The following is a 16804-nucleotide window of genomic DNA, read 5'->3' on the forward strand; positions in this document are numbered from 1 at the left end:
TTTTGTCTTTTAAGGCTGATTTTACATATCAAAATGTCTTTTTCCTTCATTTAGTATGTAAAGTCAAAAAAGCCTGCGTTTTCCCCAGGAATCCCCTGCTTTAAATTGGCATAAAATTTGCTAAATTTGGGTCGAAAATGTAAAACAGATGTCCCGTGGGCAATATTCCGGCGGACAATTAAATAGGAACGTATTGAAATGGCAGAAGATTTGAATCAGCAGGAACCGACCGCAGAAGAAAAGGCAAAATTCGAACAGGACGTGCTCAAGGCCGCCGAAGACGCTATGAAGATGGAGGCCGAGGCGAACAAGGCTGGCGCATCTGACCAGGGTGCTGGCGATGCACAGGAACAGCCGGCCGAGAATGCCGACGCTGCCGCCGAACAGCCCGCAGACGTTGCTGAACAGCCCGCGGAACCCGCTGCCGAACAGCCGGCCGAACCTGCCGCGGCTCCGGACCCGACTGCAGCCCTCAAGGCCGCCCTTGCCGATGCAAACGACCGCAACTTGCGTCTGATGGCCGAATTCGACAACTACCGCCGCCGCACCGCCAAGGAACAGCTCGAACTCATCGAGACCGCGAACGGCAAGCTCTTGGAGAAGCTCTCCGAAGTGCAGGACAATTTCGAGCGCGCCTTCGCGAGCGAAAACAAGGCCCAGGACCTGGAAGCCTTCGAAAAAGGCATGCAGATGATTTACAACCAGTTCGCGAAGATTTTGACCGACGCGGGCCTCGAACAGATTGACCCGACCGGCGCGGAATTCGACCCGAACATGCACGAAGCCCTGATGCAGCAGCCTAGCGAGACTGTGCCCGAAGGCCACGTGGTCACCGTGTTCCAGAAGGGCTACAAGCTCAAGAACAAGATTCTCAAGACCGCGAAGGTGATCGTTTCGTCCGGAAAATAAGCCCGCGCGAGACACCCCCGCCCCCTTTGTAAAAATGTCAATGATAAGTTAACCCCGTGGTATTCCGCGGGGCTTTTTTCGATATATCTTTATCTCTGGTGTAAAAAATGTTTGGAGATTAAGATGAAAAATATCTTATTAGTTTCTTCCGTATTGGCCTTGGCTTGTACGGGTTTCGCTCAGAAAATTGTAATCACGACGAACTATACGGCTGACCCGGCGCCCTATGTCCATGGGGATACGGTTTACCTGTACACGACCCACGACGAGGACAATGCCGACGGGTTCATGATGTACGACTGGCTGTTGCACACTTCCACGGACATGGTCAACTGGACCAGCCACGGAGCCGTAGCGAGCCTGGGCGACATCAAGTGGACCTCTAAAACCAACGGGGCCTGGGCAGAACAGGTCATCGAGCGCGACGGCAAGTGGTTCATGTACGTCCCCATTCACGGCAACGGCATTTCCGTCTTGGTGGCGGACAACCCTTACGGCCCTTTCAAGGAACCTTTGAATAAGGCGCTGGTCTGGCAGCGCGAGCACTGGAACGATATCGACCCTACCGTCTGGATTGACGACGACGGACAGGCCTACATGTACTGGGGCAACCCCGAATTGTACATGATCAAGTTGAACAAGGACATGATTAGTACTCAGGGTTCTATTGTCACCTACCCCAAGATCAAGGATTACCAGGAAGGCCCCTGGGTCTATAAGCACGGCAACAATTACTACATGACTTTCGCATCGACCTGCTGTGCCGAAGGTATCGGGTATGCCATGAGCGACAAGATTACGGGCCCCTGGACCTACAAGGGCGACATTATGCCGCATTCTTCGCGCAGTAACGGAAACCACCCGGGTATCATCGATTTCAAGGGGAAATCCTACGTTTTCGGCCTGAATTACGAACTTTGGCGTTACAAGTCCGAGAAGATGGGCCAGAAATACCAACACAAGGAGCGTCGTTCTGTCGGCCTTTCCGAAATGAAGTATAACGCCGACGGTACGATTCAAAAGATTGACTATTGGCCGGACAATGGCGTGGCCCAGCTGGAAGATTTTGACCCGTACAAGCGCGTGGAAGCGGAAACCATGTCCTGGGGCGAAGAAGTGAGGGTCCGTAAGAGCGGTACCGCCGGCAATACGGTCATCACCAATCTTTCCGAAGGAAAATACACCAAGATTAGCGGCGTGGAATTCGGCGACGCGGGTGCGGAAAGCTTCTCGGCATCCGTTCTGAGCGTCAAGAAGGCGTCGAGCATCACCGTGCGCCTGGACAAGGTGGATGGCGAAATCGTCGGCAAGGCGGAATTTAGCGCCGACGGCCTGGTGACGGTGCCGCTGACCGGTGCGGTCGGCAAGCACGACGTGTTCTTCGTGTTCGCGGGCGATTTCGAGGCGGACTACTGGGAATTCGAGGACAGCAAGACTTCCATTCCGCAGGGCCCGTTCTGCAAGGCGAAACTCGGCGACCCCGAGGCAAAATGCGATTTGCCGGTCGTGGGCGCGAAGGTCGAGGGGGCTGCGAACTTCATCGACTTCGAAAACTACGACGTGGGCGGTGCGGGCAAGGCCTACTACGACATGGATACCAAGAACCAGGGCGGCGAATACCGCGAAGACCGCGTGGACATCGTGAAAAACGGCGACGGATTTGCCGTGGGCTACACGCAGAAGGGCGAATGGCTGGAATACACCGTGAACGTGCAGGCGGGCGGGAAACTCCCCTTCGAACTCAGCTACGCCAGCGGCATGGACAACACGAGCGTGCAGCTCTTTATGGACGACGAGCCGATTACCGACACGCTCGCACTCGCAGGCACCGGGGAATTCGACACCTATGAGACCTTCAAGGGCACGACCACCAAGGAACTCACCACGGGCGAGCACGTGCTCAAGGTGCTGGTGACAAGCGACTACGTGAACCTCGACTGGATTGCGTTTGGAGAGAGCGAAGGCAGCGCTGAGGACATCCGCAACGGGAAAACGGGCATTGTGCCGAAAATCGCCCTAAACGGCACCGGAGCCGCGGGCATGGCAAACGCTTTCGCGAGGGCCGCGGGCAGCTACAGGGTATTCGACCTGATGGGCTCCGAGCTCGGGAACATCCGCCTGAACGCCGGCGCGACGCTCACGGATCTCAAGGCCGGACTCAAGACCGCCGGCTTCGGGAGCGGCGTCTACGTCGTCCGCAACCCCGCCGGAAAGACCCTGCGGATTAATTTGGGGAGGTAAGTCCGCGAGACGTTCCCGCGCATCTTAAACCGCGCGGAACTCCCCCATACTTTAAAATACCCCGACCTCTCGTAACGAAGGCCGGGGTTTTTATTATATTCAAATGGAAGCCCCCAAAAAAAGAGGATATCATGGCTAAACTGAAGGAATATTACGGCAAGACGCTGCTTGAAATAGAAGGCGGCAAAATCAAGGAATACTATGGTAAGACTCTTTACGAAATTGATGGCGACAAGGTGAAAGAATATTACGGCAAAAACATTTTCGAGATAGACGGGGATAAAATAAAGGAATATTGCGGAAAGACCCTGCTGGAATTCGACGGGGAAAAACTAAAACGTTATTGCGGCCCCACGATATACGAAGTGGACGGCAACAAAATAAAAGAGTACTGCGGAAAGAACCTGTATGAAGTAGAGGGCTTTTTATCTCGCCGCGAGTGGATGGCCCTGCTGGCGATACTTTTCGCATCCTAGACAAAAGTGGATGCCTCTCCCTCCCCTCATATACGGAGCGTTTTAATATGAAACACGCCTTTTTTGCCCCGGTTTAGGGGCTTTTCTTGTTTCAGAACGAAACAAAATGGGCGTTTTTTGCTTTTGGCACGGGTTTTGCTTATGTATGGGCGTAAAAAATCGCCCCGTTCAGATTGATTCGCGGGCGGCAAGAATTTAAAAATAGGAGACTCATTATGAGCAAGATTATCGGTATTGACTTGGGAACGACCAACAGCTGCGTGTCCGTGATGGAAGGCGGCAAGCCGGTCGTGATCGCTAACGCGGAAGGTTTCCGCACCACCCCGTCCATTGTCGCTTTCGGCAAGAACGGCGAACGTCTGGTGGGCCACGTGGCAAAGCGTCAGGCCATCACCAACCCCGAAAAGACGATTTACTCCATCAAGCGTTTCATGGGTCGCACTGCCGGTGAATGCTCCGCTGCCGAAAAGAACATGCCCTACAAGCTGGTGGGCACGGGTTCTGACCCGGTGCGCGTGCAGGTGGACGACAAGCAGTTCGCTCCTCCCGAGATTTCGGCCATGGTGCTCCAGACCATGAAGAAGATTGCCGAAGACTATCTGGGCCAGCCGGTGACGCAGGCCGTGATTACGGTCCCCGCCTACTTTAACGACTCCCAGCGTCAGGCTACGAAGGATGCGGGCAAGATCGCTGGCCTCGAAGTGCTGCGTATCGTGAACGAACCGACGGCTGCTGCCCTTGCCTACGGTCTTGACTCCAAGAAGAGCGAAAAGGTCGCCGTGTATGACCTCGGTGGCGGTACGTTCGATATCTCCATCCTGGAAATCGACGACGGCATGTTCAGCGTGAAGGCCACCAACGGCGATACGATGCTTGGCGGTGACAACTTCGACGAAGTGATTATCGACTGGATCAACGACGAATTCAAGAAGGACAATCCGGGCATCGACCTGAAGAAGGACAAGATGGCCCTGCAGCGTTTGAAGGACGCCGCTGAAAAGGCGAAGATCGACCTTTCTGCAACGACTTCCACGAACATCAACCTCCCCTTCATCACTGCCGACGCTTCGGGCCCGAAACACTTGGACCTCACGCTCAGCCGTGCAAAGTTTGACCAGCTGACCGCCCACCTGGTGGAACGCTCCATGGAACCGTGCCGCAAGGCTATCGCCGACTCCGGCCTCTCCCTGAGCGAAATCGACGAGGTGATCCTGGTTGGTGGTTCTACCCGTATTCCGGCCGTTCAGGAAGCCGTGAAGAAGTTCTTCGGCAAGGAACCGAACAAGACTGTGAACCCGGACGAAGTGGTGGCTATCGGTGCCGCCGTCCAGGGTGCCGTGCTTAGCGGCGACTCCTCCGTGAAGGACGTGCTCCTCCTCGACGTGACCCCGCTTTCCTTGGGTATCGAGACCCTCGGTGGCGTGATGACCAAGCTCATCGACCGTAACACCACGATTCCGACCAAGAAGAGCCAGGTGTTCTCTACCGCCGAAGACAACCAGCCGGCCGTGACGATTCACGTGCTGCAGGGCGAACGCGAATTTGCCCGCGACAACCGTACGCTCGGCAAGTTCGACCTGACCGACCTCCCGAAGAAGCCGCGTGGCGTGCCGCAGATCGAAGTGACCTTCGATATCGACGCGAACGGCATTGTGCACGTGTCTGCTAAGGACAAGGAAACCGGCAAGGAACAGTCCATCAAGATTACTTCTTCCAGCGGCTTGTCTGAAGACGAAATCAACAAGATGGTGAAGGATGCCGAAGCCAACGCTGCCAAGGACAAGGAACAGCGCGAACTGGTGGACATCAGGAACCAGGCCGAACAGATGGCTTACCAGGCCGAAGGTCAGCTCAAGGAATTTGGCGACAAGTTGCCGGCCGACACCAAGAGCCAGCTGCAGGCTGCCATTGACGACATCAAGGCCAAGAAGGACAACGGCACCAAGGAAGAGATCAAGGCCGCTATGGACAAGCTCCAGGGCATGATCAGCTCCATGGCTCAGGCCGCCGGTGCAAACCAGGCTCAGCCGGGTCCGCAGCCGGGCGCTTCTGAACAGCCGAAGTCCGACAAGAAGGGCGATGGCCCGGAAGTCGTCGACGCGGAAGTGGTTGACTAATTGAATGCGCGGCGGATTCAGACCTGCCGCAAAATCAAACAGGATTCGCCTCTCAAAAGGGGGCAATCCTTTTTGCGTAAATAGAGTAGATGCTTTTTTGGTAGAGAATCGCGACGAAGTGAGCGAATTATGGCTGAAAAAAGAGATTATTACGAAGTTCTAGGCGTCGGCAAGGACGCGAGTGCTGACGAGATCAAGCACGCCTACAAGAAACTTGCCATCAAGTACCACCCGGACAAGAACCCGGGCGACAAGGAAGCCGAAGAGAAGTTCAAGGAGGCTGCCGAGGCCTACGACGTGCTCAGCAACCCCGAAAAGCGTAAACAGTACGACCAGTTCGGCTTCAACGCCCCCGGTGGCGGTTTTGGTGGCGGCGGATTCGGCGGCCAGGGATTCAGTTTCGAGGATATCTTCGCGAACTTTGGCGATATTTTCGGTGGCGGATTCGGTGGTTTTGGCGGCAGCCGTCGAGGCGGTCGCAAGGCCGGGCCTCCGCGCGGAAACGACTTGCAGATCAAGGTGGCGCTCAGCTACAAGGAAATCTTCGAAGGCTGCACCAAGAAGGTTCGCCTGAAACGCTACACGCCGTGTACGGAATGTAACGGCAAGGGCGGTCAGGACATCAAGGAATGCAGCACCTGTCATGGAACGGGTCGTGTGCGCCGCTCTACAGGCGGATTTTTCCAGATGATTACCGAGAGCGCCTGCCCCACCTGTAACGGTACGGGTGAAGTTATCGCGAAACCGTGTAGCAACTGCCATGGCGAAGGCCGTGTGCAGGAAACGGAAGAGATTTCCATCAAGATTCCGGCGGGCGTTGCCGAGGGCCAGTACCTGAACCTGCGTGGCGAAGGCAACTGCGGGCCTCGCGGCGGTGCCTGCGGCGACTTGCTGGCGGTCATTGCCGAAAAGCCCGACGACTTCTACACCCGTGAAGGCGACGATTTGCACTGCGAAATCAAGGTTCCGGTCCACAAGCTGGTGCTTGGCGGAACGCAACGAATCCCGACGCTGGACGGTGGCGAAGTGCAGATCAAGATTGCGGCCGGAACCCAGGCCGGAAGCATCTTGCGCCTGCGCGAACAGGGCCTTTACCCGCTGAACAAGCGCGGCGACCGTGGAAGCCTCTACGTGAACATCGGCGTGGAAATCCCGAAGGATTTGAGCCGCGAAGAGAAGGAACTCTACCAGAAACTCGCGGAACTCCGGCACGACAAGGAAACCGCACAGGAAGAATCCTTCCTCGAGAAGATGAAGAACCTGTTTAAATAGACCCTATCGCCCCCCCCCAATGGGGGCGCTTCAAGGTGACATTAATACTCCCGGGCAGCGATGTCCGGGATTTTTATATTATTTTTAAAATGACATTTGAAGTTTTATATGAAAAAAGTCCTTATTATAGCCCTACTCTTTTTGACGACATCCGCTTTTTGCGATGAATATGGGGTTTATTTATCAGGTGGTTATTCGCAGACATTGACAGGGACCACTCCCGTTGGCGATTTAAGTTACGGATGGCATTCCCAACCATTTGAAAATTATGGTATGGAAGTGGGGATAGATATCTTTCGTTTTCAAATTGGATTCACAGATCGCTTTCAAACTATCTCAGACGAATCCATATTCCAATTACCGTTTTTAGTCCTTGCACTCCCTTTTGCAACTTTAGCAAGAGACTCCTCCTGTACTTCGAAGTGTGGGCTCAATGAGATTGATCTGTACCTACGAATTATAGAAGTGATTGGATTTATATTACATGGGTCGCTTTATTTTCCGGTAGTGCCCAACAATTATTTTGGCTTTGTAAATAAGCATCGTCTTATAACCGAAATGATTACCAAGGGAATCCACAAGGAAAGCTTTACATTCCAAGACGACATTGGTATCCGTCTTCAAATTCACCCCGAAGGCCATTATGGATTTTTCATTGATGGCGGATTCCGATTCGAGAAAAACTTCGACCGTGATTTTGAAAAGAAATGGTTCGTGCAAGCCGCTCTGATCACTACTAATTCTTTTATTTATTTAAGAAAATAAGTAATTAGAAATACACGCCATAATTGGGGCGCGATTTCGGGCTGCGACGCCCGGGATTTTTGTTTTATAGGGTTTCGTTAAAGAATAATCGGGAATCCTTCGCGGTATTCCTTGATAATGTACGGATGCGCTTTGGCGTATTCAAGGATTTTTTCGCCGAGGCCATTCTTTACAAGTTCAATCAGCTCGGGCCGGGGTGTCGCGCCGATGCTTGGGCACGTGGGAGTGAGCGCGATGACGAGTTCGCCATCTTTATTCATAATGCGGAGCGGCCAGATGCTGCAGTCAAAGGGCTTGTCTTCGGGATTTAAAATGCACCCTTTGTGCGGATCCAGGAAGGTGCAGGGAACTTCTTCTTCGGGATCGGCGGTTTTGTATCCACCAAGAATAACTTGACCGTCGCGGAACTCCCCCACCACACCGTATTCGTTGGGCTTGCTGAGTTTTTCGGCGACTTCAGGCGGGAAAAGCGGGGTTTCCCAGAGGCTCTGACGCCGGAAGGAGCAGCAGAACTTGCAGGCGGCGCATTGTTTTTTTGAGAGGATGGAGGAAAGCATCACACCCCCACTCGAACATGCATTTTGTCGAGAATCGTTTGCGGGTAGTACGAGAGCTTTGCCTTGCGGAGGCCTTCGATGTTGATATCCTCTTCGCGGTTGATGAATTTTGCTCCGGCAGCCACGAGGCGCTCGGCGAAAAGCTTGTTTATAATCGCGTACCCGCCATTTTCGGCGTATTCGTCGATGACTTTTTCAAAATGGATATCCCATGCGCCGGGAACTATTTCAGAAGCCATTGTCATGCCGACAGGCTTGCCTTCGACATAGAGCACTGCGCCATTCAAGCCGAGTTTATCGAAGTTTTCCAGCGCCTCCACAATGGCGCAGTATTCTGCCATACGGGATTTTTCATCTTCGGAGCGTTCGGCCCAGGCGGCTTCGCGACATTCACAGGTGCATTCACAGTCGGAATCGCCGGATTCGCCTAAAGATTCCACTTTGAGCCAGCTCTTTTCGACCGCAAGCGCGTCATCAAAGTTCGAAGGCGTAAGCGGGCGGATTTCATAGTCTAAGTAAGTCCTATTGAATCGCGAAATGTGATTGCGTTTTTTGCGGTATTGGTTGCCCGCGAGCGTCGCGAGACCTTCTGCGGAGTAAATGTAATCGCTGTCGCCGCGGTTTTCTTCGAAATGGAGGGCCGTTTCATCGATGTTCGCCCCAGCGCTTGCAAAATATTCCCGCAAAATCTGTGCCCGCGGCTCATCCACCAGGCAAAATTCCAGCGGACGGCCCGATTTGCGGGCATCTTCGACAATCAACTTCAAGGCAGCCTGCGGCTCCCCTGTCCCTAGCGGGAAAGCATAGCCCCGGCGACTCCCCTGCCCATTGTAATAGCGGAACAGGAACCCGTCTTGCATGGCAATCTGTGTGCCATACTTTTGCCGTAACAGGAAAATGTTCGCGAAGCTCGCATCGCTGCCGGTATAACCCGAATCGGCCACGGCATTTGCCGCTGCAGCCCGATCAGAAAGTTCTGGAGCCTTAAGGTTTATCATCTCCCAGAAAATACAATTTTTTACGGCTTAAGGTGCGGATTCATGCTTCCTGCTGCAGCTGCGGGATAATTTCTGCGGACCATTCTTCGAAATCGCCGGCTTCGATGTGGTCGCGGGCCTGTTGCATCAAGTGCAGGTAAAAATGCAGGTTATGGAGCGTCGAGAGCGTCCAGCCGAGGGGTTCCTTGGTCTTGAAAAGGTGACGCACGTAGGCGCGTGTGTAGTTCCTGCAGCAATGGCAGTCACATTCCGGGTCTAGCGGGCGGTTGTCATCGGCGAACTTGGCGTTCTTGTAACGGAGTACTCCCCTGCTGGTGTAAACGAGGCCGTCCTGCGCGTTCTTGGCAGGCAAAATGCAGTCGAACATGTCGACCCCGCGCTTGATGAGTTCCAGCAGGTTCCAGGGCGTGCCCACTCCCATCACGTAGCGGGCGCGGTCGGCAGGCAGCGAATTCGTGCAGAAATCCGCAATCTCGTACATGGTTTCTACGGGTTCGCCAACGGAAAGGCCTCCCATCGCGTAGCCGTCGGGGGCGATTTCCTTGAGGGCGTCGATGGACTTTTGCCGGAGTTCCTTGTGCATGCCGCCCTGCACGATTCCGAAGAAATATTGCGGGTAATCGTGGACCGGCGGATTTTCGCGAAGCCAATCCACTGCGCGGCGGGTCCATTTGAGCGTGTAGTCGAGCGAGTGCGAAGCTTCTTCGACGGTGCTCGGGTAAGGCGTGCATTCGTCGAAGGCCATGATGATGTCGGCCCCGATTTCGCGCTGGGCCTTCATCACCGATTCCGGAGTGAACATGTGGCGCGAGCCGTCCAGATGGCTCTGGAATTCCACTCCCTCTTCGGTAATGTGGCGCAGGTCCTTGAGACTCCAGACCTGGAATCCACCGCTGTCCGTGAGCATCGGGCCGTTCCAGCCCATAAATTTTTGAACGCCGCCCATTTTTGCCACGAGTTCCGTACCCGGACGCAAATACAGGTGGTATGTGTTCGCGAGGATGATCTGCGCCTGCATTTCGTGCAGGTCACGAGAAGAAAGCCCCTTCACGCTCGCAAGGGTGCCCACCGGCATAAAAATCGGTGTTTCCACGACGCCATGCGCCGTGTGGAGCCGGCCACGGCGGGCCTTGCTGTGTTCACTTGTCTTTAAAAGTTCGAAGGGATTGTTGTTCACGGCCATCTAAGATAAAAAATTATATATATTTCATGAGAAACACGGATTGGTGACTTACGATGAAATTGGCTCTCAAAATAGTCTCCCTGCTCATAATTGTATGTGCAACGGTGGTCACGACCGTTTTTGTCATCAAGAAACTGGATGCCCCTGAAAACAAGGGAACGAAAATTACCAGCGCATTCGTGGAACAGCAAATAAACGAAATTTCTGAACTGGCTACCCTACACCATCATTACCGCAAGAATGCGAACTACCAGGATGCGAAAAAGCTCCTGAAGTACATGCCCGAATGGCGGATCAATCAGTCTGTCAAGCAGTTCATGCTGGTATACCAGGGCGACGTGAAGCTCGGCTATGACCTGAAGGACATCAAGATTAATGTCGAACCTCTCTCGAGGACGATATTCATTTACCTTCCCGAGCCGAAAATCTTGAGTCACAGTATCAATTTCGAAAGTATCGATGTCCTATGGGAAAAGAGTGGCTGGCTCAACAACATCAAGTTCGAGGATTTCAAGCAGTTTTTCATTGCTGAACAGAAAAGGTACGAGGAAGAAAATATTGACGAACTGAAACGTAGGGCCCGAGAGCATGCCATGCGTATTATCTTGCTCTATCTTGGTTCCGCAGTCAAGTTGGCCGAACCGGTCGAAGACTCCAAGAAATCGTTCATCAGAAGCTGGCTGCATCCCGACGATGGGTACCACATAAAGCTGGAATCGATGTGATTTTTTTGCATTGCTAGCGCATCCGTCGTTTCAAATCGGATGTTTTACTGCACAAATTGTCACTCTTTGACAAAAATATTTGTTATATTAGGGGCAAAGGGCGGACCGGAGCCGCGAGTCCGGGCAGGTACCGCCAAAAATTCCGCAAATTTTCTTAAAATTGGCGAAAAAAGGCAGTTTTTTAGTTTTGAAAAGGTAAGAAATGGCTGTAAAGTACGACAAGGACAGCATCAAGACTCTAGATTGGTACGAACACATTAGGCTCCGCCCCGGTATGTACATCGGCAAGCTGGGCGACGGACAGAGCCCCGACGACGGCATCTACGTGCTCGCGAAGGAAGTTATCGACAACTCCATCGACGAGTTCGCCATGGGCGCGGGCAAGAAGATTGAAATCGACATGGAAGACCACAGCTGCCGCGTGCGCGACTACGGCCGCGGCATCCCGCTCGAGAAGGTCATCGACTGCGTGTCGAAAATGAATACGGGCGGCAAGTACGACTCCGAAGCCTTCCAGAAGTCGGTGGGCATGAACGGCGTGGGTACCAAGGCGGTGAACGCGCTCTCTACAAAGTTTATCGTACAAAGTTTCCGTGACGGCAAGGTCAAGCGCGCCGAATTCAGCAAGGGCATTCTGGTGAAGGACTTCAAGATTACCTCCACCACCGAGAAAAACGGCACCGAAATCTACTTCGAGCCCGATAACGACCTGTTCAAGAACTTCCGGTTCCTCCCCGCCTACATGGAAGAGAAGATCTGGAACTACGCCTACCTGAACAACGGGCTCACGCTGGTGATGAACGGCAAGGATTACAACAGCCCGAACGGGCTCTTGGACCTGCTCCACAGCCGCACCGACGACACCATCCGCTACCCGGTCATCCACTGCAAGGGCAAGGATATCGAGTTCGCCATCACCCACTCGAACCAGGAAGGCGAACACTACTTCAGCTTCGTGAACGGCCAGCACACCACCCAGGGCGGTACCCACCAGGCGGCATTCCGCGAGGGCTTGGTGAAGGGCGTGCGCGACCATTTCAAGAAGGAATACGACGCTTCCGACGTGCGCAACTGCATCGTGGGAGCCGTTTCCGTGCGCATCCAGGAACCGGTTTTCGAATCCCAGACCAAGACAAAGCTCGGTTCCACCACCACGGCCCCGAACGGCCCCGCACTCCGTACCTGGATTGTGGATTTTGTGGCCCGCGAACTGGACAATTACCTCCACAAGAACGAGGATACGGCCAAGAAGCTCCTGGAACGCATCAACCAGAACGAAAAGCTCCGCAAGGAACTGGCCGGCGTCAAGAAGTTGGCCAACGAGCGCGCCAAGAAGGCGAACCTCAACAACAAGAAGCTCCGTGACTGCAGCGTGCACCTCACCGATGCCAAAAACCCGCTCAAGAGCGAGACCATGATATTCATTACCGAGGGTAATTCCGCCTCCGGTACCATCACTACGGCACGTAACCCCAAGACCCAGGCGGTGTTCAGCCTGCGCGGCAAGCCGAAGAACAGCTACGGCCTCTCCAAGAAGATCGTGTACGAGAACGAGGAATGGAATCTGCTCCAGGCCGCCCTCAACATCGAAAACGGGCTCGAGGACCTGCGCTACGACAAGGTGATTATCGCGACCGATGCCGACGTGGACGGCATGCACATCCGCCTCCTGGTGATGACGTTCTTCTTGCAGTACTTCCCGGAACTCGTGCAGGAGAAGCACCTCTACATATTGCAGGCGCCGCTCTTCCGCGTGCGCAACCGCAAAGACAAGAAGAAGACCTTCTACTGCTACGACGAAGAAGAACGCGACAAGGCCGCGAAGGAAATCAACAAGAAGGATTTGGAAATCACGCGCTTCAAAGGCCTCGGCGAAATGGACTCCGAGGACTTCAAGCTGCTTATCGGCGAAAACATGCACCTGGAGACCGTCACCATGCCGAACGACGCCTCTCTCGGCAAGTTGCTGGAATACTACATGGGCAAGAACACGCAGGCACGCCAGGACTACATCGTAGAAAACCTGCGCACCGAAGCGGTGGAAGAACTTTAATAGGCGCGACAAGGCTAGATCATGGACGAAGAACAGAAAACTTTAGGACTTTCGAACGTAAACCACCTGGAAAAGCTGTACAACGGCTGGTTCCTGGACTACGCGAGCTATACGATTCTCGATCGCGCCGTGCCCTACTTCGAGGACGGCCTCAAGCCGGTGCAGCGCCGCATTCTGCATACCATGTACGAGATGCACGACGGCAGTTTCCACAAGGTGGCGGGTATCGTGGGCGACACCATGCACTACCACCCGCATGGCGACGCTTCCATCTACACGGCGCTCGTGAACATGGGCCAGAAGAACCTGCTTATCGAGCCGCAAGGTAACTGGGGTAACCCGCTTACGGGAGACGAGGCAGCCGCCCCGCGTTACATCGAAGGCAAGCTCAGCGAATTTGCGCTCGACGTGATGTTCAACCCCGAGACCACCGACTGGATTCCGAACTACGACGGGCGTTCCAAGGAACCGGTGACGCTCCCCGCGAAGTTCCCGATTCTCTTGGCCCAGGGCGTGGATGGCATCGCGGTGGGCCTTTCCACCACTATCCTCCCCCACAACTTCAAGGAGCTGTGCCAGGCGAGCATCGACTACCTACGCGGCCGCAAGTTCACGCTGTACCCGGACTTCTACACGGGCGGCATCATTGACGTGAGCGAATACAACGACGGCGAACGCGGCGGACGTCTCAAGGTCCGTGCAAAAATCGAGAAACTCGACAACAAGACGCTCGTCATCCGCGAAATTCCCTTCGGCACCACCACCGACAGCCTTATCGACTCCATCGTGGCGGCCAATGACAAGGGCAAAATCAAGATCAAGCAGATTGTGGACCACACCACCGAAAACGTGGAAATCCAGATCCACCTGCAGGCAGGTTCCGACCCGCAAGTCGTGATGGACGCACTCTACGCGTTTACCGACTGCCAGACGACACTTGCCGCGAACAGCTGCGTGATTATAGACAAGAAGCCGCGTTTCAGCAACACGACCGAACTCCTGAAGCTCAGCACCGACCACACCGTGCACCTCCTGGACTGGGAACTCGACAACGAGCTCAAGCACCTGCAGGACCAGTGGCACATGACGAGCCTCGAGAAGATCTTCATCGAGAAGGAAGTCTACGAGGTCATCAAGAAGGCAAAGACCCACGACGAGATGGTCCAGCTGATTGACGAAGGCTTGAAGCCCTATGTGCGCAAGCTCCGTCGCGAAGTGACCCGCGAGGAAATCCTCAAACTCGCCGAAATCCCGGTGCGCCGCATCAGCCGCTTTGACCGCAAGAAGGCCGACGAATTCCTCGAAGAACTCGACAAGAAAATCGAGGAAGTGAACTACAACAAGGAACACCTCACCGACTACGCCGTGAACTACTTCAAGAACATTTTGAAGAAGTACGGCGAAGGTCGCGACCGCAAGACGGAAATCGCGGAATTCGGCCAGGTGAGCGCCGTGCACGTGGCTCTTGCGAACCAGAAGCTCTACGTGAACCGCAAGGAAGGCTTCCTCGGCACGGGCATGAAGAAGGAAGAATACCTCTTCGACGTCTCCGAGTACGACGACCTCATCGTGTTCAAGGCCGACGGCAGCTTCAAGGTCGTGAAGGTCTCCGACAAGGACTTCGTGGGCAAGAACATCGTGCTCGTGGAAAAGTTCAACAAGGACGACGAACGCCATATCTACAACGTCATCCACCAGGACGGCAAGGAAGGCACGGCCTACATCAAGCGCTTCAACGTGGGCGGCGTGACCCGCGACAAGGACTACTTCATGGGCAAGAACAAGCCCGGTAGCCGCCTGCTTTACCTCTCCAGCAACATGAACGGCGAGGCCGAAGTCGTGGAAGTGACGCTCAAGCCGCGCCCACGCACCAAGCTCAACTTCGAAGTGGACTTCAGCACCATCGAGGTGAAGGGCCGCGGTGCCATGGGCAACATCGTCACGAAGTACCCGGTCAAGAGCGTCAAGCGCATCCGCAAGGGCGTAAGCACCCTCGGGGCGCGCGTGCTCTACTTCGATGCCCCCAGCGGCCTCATCAGCACGCAGAAGAAGGGTGACCGCATCGGCGAATTCGGCGAGAAGGACAAGATCCTTATCGTGAAGGAGAACGGTACGGCCCGCGTGCACGACATGGCAGACCCGATTCTCGTGGGTACTGGCGTGAAATACGTCCACAAGTTCGACCCCGCGCAGGTATTTACCGTGCTCTACTTCGAGGGCGGGAACTTCAACTACATGGTGAAGCGCTTCAACCTGGAAGGCTGCCCCATGACGACGGAATTCAGCCTCATCAGCGACCACAAGGATTCGCAGATGATTGAATTCTTCGCCACCGAGGACGCACGCCAGCTCATGGAATACCAGGTGGGCCGCGAAGTCCAGAAGGAAGAACTGGACCTCACGGAAGTCGCCGACATCAAGAGCTACAAGGCGCTCGGCAGCAAGTTCACCGCCAAGAAGGTCAAGCGCACGAGCCGCATCACTCCGCCGGATACTTTCGACGACGGCACGAGCGACGACGCTGGCGGCGAGCCCGAAGACCCGACGCTGTTTTAGGAGTATAAAAGCAATCCCCGCAGGCATAACCCGCGGGGATTCTCTATCTCTAGTCAATGATTGCGCCGGCACATGGCCGCGCAACTATTATTACACGCCGTAGCGGGAGAACGCTTCGTTCTCGTCGACGACCTTGAAATTCACGATGTACTGTTTCTTCGAAACAGGGTTGTTGTATTCCGTAACTTCAATAACCCAGGCGTTCTTTTCGCACTGGATAAGGAACCCGGTGCGTTCGAGCGTACCAACGGTCTTTGTGCCGAGAATCTCGAAGCCCACAGGCTTGCCATACTGCGCAGAGATGTTCTGGAACACCGTAGCGTATTGCATCTTGAGGTTAGACACGTTAACGTTACCCTTGAGGAAGGGGCTGTCGTCCAAAACCGCATCAAAAGCCTTGTCGTATTTTTCAGCCTTCAGGTGATCGACCATGGCCTTGACGCATTCACTGGAATGCGGGCCAGCAAATGCAAACGAACAGAGCAACAGGGTAAGGATTATCGACTTGATTTTCATGGGGTTCTCCTTATTATTTCTTTTCATAAAACTTGAAAACGTCATCTTCCGTGAATACGCCAAACTCCCAGAAATTGCTTTTGCCTTCTGGTGTAACATATTCCCTAATCATTACGAGCCATGCGGACTTGGCGCAATTAATCTGGTAAACGGTCTCGTCGTGGTTCTTGGCTAGGCGGCGCGTACGTAGTTTTGTATGGTTCAGTACTTTGCCGTGCTGCTTAATGAAGGTGCTGAAATGCCCGGCATATTGTGTAATATCCACATTTCTCTGTTCTTCACCCATCTCCATATAATTCAGCAAGGCGGCTGCAGCCTCTTTGTACTTGGCCTTCTTGAGAGACTTTGTAAAAATGTCCATCTGCTTGTCGGCAAATTCACCGGCATGGCAAACGATAGCCATCAACAAAACATATAAGAAAGAACGCAGGAATTT

At 54.2% G+C, this 16804-nt stretch carries 14 protein-coding genes; 9 read left to right on the forward strand and 5 right to left on the reverse strand.

The features are described from left to right. Nucleotides 1-198 precede the first annotated feature (198 nt). The 6 genes from grpE (at nucleotide 199) to B7994_RS08885 (ending at nucleotide 7780) form a co-directional block, all read left to right on the forward strand. The gene (gene grpE, locus B7994_RS08860) at nucleotides 199-909 is read left to right on the forward strand and encodes a nucleotide exchange factor GrpE (RefSeq protein ID WP_088638095.1); all 711 of its coding nucleotides are present in this window, start codon (nucleotides 199-201) and stop codon (nucleotides 907-909) included. A 123-nt stretch (nucleotides 910-1032) separates the two neighbouring features. Next, a complete protein-coding gene (locus B7994_RS08865; protein ID WP_233143134.1) occupies nucleotides 1033-3150 on the forward strand; it encodes a family 43 glycosylhydrolase in 2118 nt (705 codons plus the stop codon). A gap of 131 nt (nucleotides 3151-3281) precedes the next feature. Then, nucleotides 3282-3626: a hypothetical protein gene (locus B7994_RS08870; RefSeq protein WP_088638096.1), complete on the forward strand. Its 345-nt coding sequence runs from the start codon at nucleotides 3282-3284 to the stop codon at nucleotides 3624-3626. A 215-nt stretch (nucleotides 3627-3841) separates the two neighbouring features. Beyond that, complete coding sequence (gene dnaK, locus B7994_RS08875) at nucleotides 3842-5743, forward strand: molecular chaperone DnaK (RefSeq protein WP_088638097.1); 1902 nt, start codon at nucleotides 3842-3844, stop codon at nucleotides 5741-5743. Between the two features lie 129 nt (nucleotides 5744-5872). Further along, entirely contained in the window at nucleotides 5873-7015 is a 1143-nt protein-coding gene (gene dnaJ / locus B7994_RS08880; RefSeq protein WP_088638098.1) for a molecular chaperone DnaJ, read from the forward strand. Between the two features lie 108 nt (nucleotides 7016-7123). Beyond that, nucleotides 7124-7780, forward strand: coding sequence for a hypothetical protein (locus tag B7994_RS08885; protein ID WP_144063818.1), 657 nt, complete (start codon nucleotides 7124-7126; stop codon nucleotides 7778-7780). 77 nt (nucleotides 7781-7857) lie between these two features. Here the strand turns inward: B7994_RS08885 and B7994_RS08890 are convergent, their stop codons facing one another. The 3 genes from B7994_RS08890 to tgt are packed head-to-tail and all read right to left on the reverse strand — an operon-like array spanning nucleotide 7858 to nucleotide 10518. After that, nucleotides 7858-8337: a hypothetical protein gene (locus B7994_RS08890; RefSeq protein ID WP_088638100.1), complete on the reverse strand. Its 480-nt coding sequence runs from the start codon at nucleotides 8335-8337 to the stop codon at nucleotides 7858-7860. Next, nucleotides 8337-9335 (reverse strand): DUF2156 domain-containing protein, encoded by a 999-nt coding sequence (locus tag B7994_RS08895; RefSeq protein ID WP_088638101.1) that lies wholly within the window; start codon nucleotides 9333-9335, stop codon nucleotides 8337-8339. The genes B7994_RS08890 and B7994_RS08895 overlap by 1 nt, the downstream gene beginning before the upstream one ends. A gap of 40 nt (nucleotides 9336-9375) precedes the next feature. Next, nucleotides 9376-10518 carry a tRNA guanosine(34) transglycosylase Tgt gene (gene tgt, locus B7994_RS08900; protein ID WP_088638102.1) on the reverse strand — a complete coding sequence of 381 codons (1143 nt, stop codon included), beginning with the start codon at nucleotides 10516-10518 and terminating at the stop codon, nucleotides 9376-9378. Between the two features lie 53 nt (nucleotides 10519-10571). Here tgt and B7994_RS08905 point away from each other — a divergent pair, with 53 nt between their 5' ends. The 3 genes from B7994_RS08905 to B7994_RS08915 all read left to right on the forward strand — a co-directional run bounded on the left by B7994_RS08905 (nucleotide 10572) and on the right by B7994_RS08915 (nucleotide 15852). Next, nucleotides 10572-11243 carry a DUF4230 domain-containing protein gene (locus B7994_RS08905; RefSeq protein ID WP_088638103.1) on the forward strand — a complete coding sequence of 224 codons (672 nt, stop codon included), beginning with the start codon at nucleotides 10572-10574 and terminating at the stop codon, nucleotides 11241-11243. Between the two features lie 202 nt (nucleotides 11244-11445). After that, nucleotides 11446-13296 carry a DNA topoisomerase IV subunit B gene (locus tag B7994_RS08910; RefSeq protein ID WP_088638104.1) on the forward strand — a complete coding sequence of 617 codons (1851 nt, stop codon included), beginning with the start codon at nucleotides 11446-11448 and terminating at the stop codon, nucleotides 13294-13296. 21 nt (nucleotides 13297-13317) lie between these two features. Then, on the forward strand, nucleotides 13318-15852 hold the full coding sequence (locus B7994_RS08915) for a DNA gyrase/topoisomerase IV subunit A (protein ID WP_088638105.1): 2535 nt from the start codon (nucleotides 13318-13320) through the stop codon (nucleotides 15850-15852). 90 nt (nucleotides 15853-15942) lie between these two features. Here the strand turns inward: B7994_RS08915 and B7994_RS08920 are convergent, their stop codons facing one another. After that, entirely contained in the window at nucleotides 15943-16368 is a 426-nt protein-coding gene (locus tag B7994_RS08920; RefSeq protein WP_088638106.1) for a hypothetical protein, read from the reverse strand. A 13-nt stretch (nucleotides 16369-16381) separates the two neighbouring features. Then, a complete protein-coding gene (locus tag B7994_RS08925; RefSeq protein WP_088638107.1) occupies nucleotides 16382-16771 on the reverse strand; it encodes a hypothetical protein in 390 nt (129 codons plus the stop codon). Between the last annotated feature and the right edge of the window lie 33 nt (nucleotides 16772-16804).

It is taken from the genome of Fibrobacter sp. UWR2, from assembly GCF_002210285.1.
GTDB lineage: Bacteria > Fibrobacterota > Fibrobacteria > Fibrobacterales > Fibrobacteraceae > Fibrobacter.

What these genes read in the sequence shown, in the direction of transcription:
- grpE (WP_088638095.1), top strand. Translation starts at nt 199, where the DNA reads ATGGCAGAAGATTTGAATCAGCAGGAACCGACCGCAGAAGAAAAGGCA.
- B7994_RS08865 (WP_233143134.1), top strand. Translation starts at nt 1,033, where the DNA reads ATGAAAAATATCTTATTAGTTTCTTCCGTATTGGCCTTGGCTTGTACG.
- B7994_RS08870 (WP_088638096.1), top strand. Translation starts at nt 3,282, where the DNA reads ATGGCTAAACTGAAGGAATATTACGGCAAGACGCTGCTTGAAATAGAA.
- dnaK (WP_088638097.1), top strand. Translation starts at nt 3,842, where the DNA reads ATGAGCAAGATTATCGGTATTGACTTGGGAACGACCAACAGCTGCGTG.
- dnaJ (WP_088638098.1), top strand. Translation starts at nt 5,873, where the DNA reads ATGGCTGAAAAAAGAGATTATTACGAAGTTCTAGGCGTCGGCAAGGAC.
- B7994_RS08885 (WP_144063818.1), top strand. Translation starts at nt 7,124, where the DNA reads ATGAAAAAAGTCCTTATTATAGCCCTACTCTTTTTGACGACATCCGCT.
- B7994_RS08890 (WP_088638100.1), bottom strand. Translation starts at nt 8,337, where the DNA reads ATGCTTTCCTCCATCCTCTCAAAAAAACAATGCGCCGCCTGCAAGTTC.
- B7994_RS08895 (WP_088638101.1), bottom strand. Translation starts at nt 9,335, where the DNA reads ATGATAAACCTTAAGGCTCCAGAACTTTCTGATCGGGCTGCAGCGGCA.
- tgt (WP_088638102.1), bottom strand. Translation starts at nt 10,518, where the DNA reads ATGGCCGTGAACAACAATCCCTTCGAACTTTTAAAGACAAGTGAACAC.
- B7994_RS08905 (WP_088638103.1), top strand. Translation starts at nt 10,572, where the DNA reads ATGAAATTGGCTCTCAAAATAGTCTCCCTGCTCATAATTGTATGTGCA.
- B7994_RS08910 (WP_088638104.1), top strand. Translation starts at nt 11,446, where the DNA reads ATGGCTGTAAAGTACGACAAGGACAGCATCAAGACTCTAGATTGGTAC.
- B7994_RS08915 (WP_088638105.1), top strand. Translation starts at nt 13,318, where the DNA reads ATGGACGAAGAACAGAAAACTTTAGGACTTTCGAACGTAAACCACCTG.
- B7994_RS08920 (WP_088638106.1), bottom strand. Translation starts at nt 16,368, where the DNA reads ATGAAAATCAAGTCGATAATCCTTACCCTGTTGCTCTGTTCGTTTGCA.
- B7994_RS08925 (WP_088638107.1), bottom strand. Translation starts at nt 16,771, where the DNA reads ATGGCTATCGTTTGCCATGCCGGTGAATTTGCCGACAAGCAGATGGAC.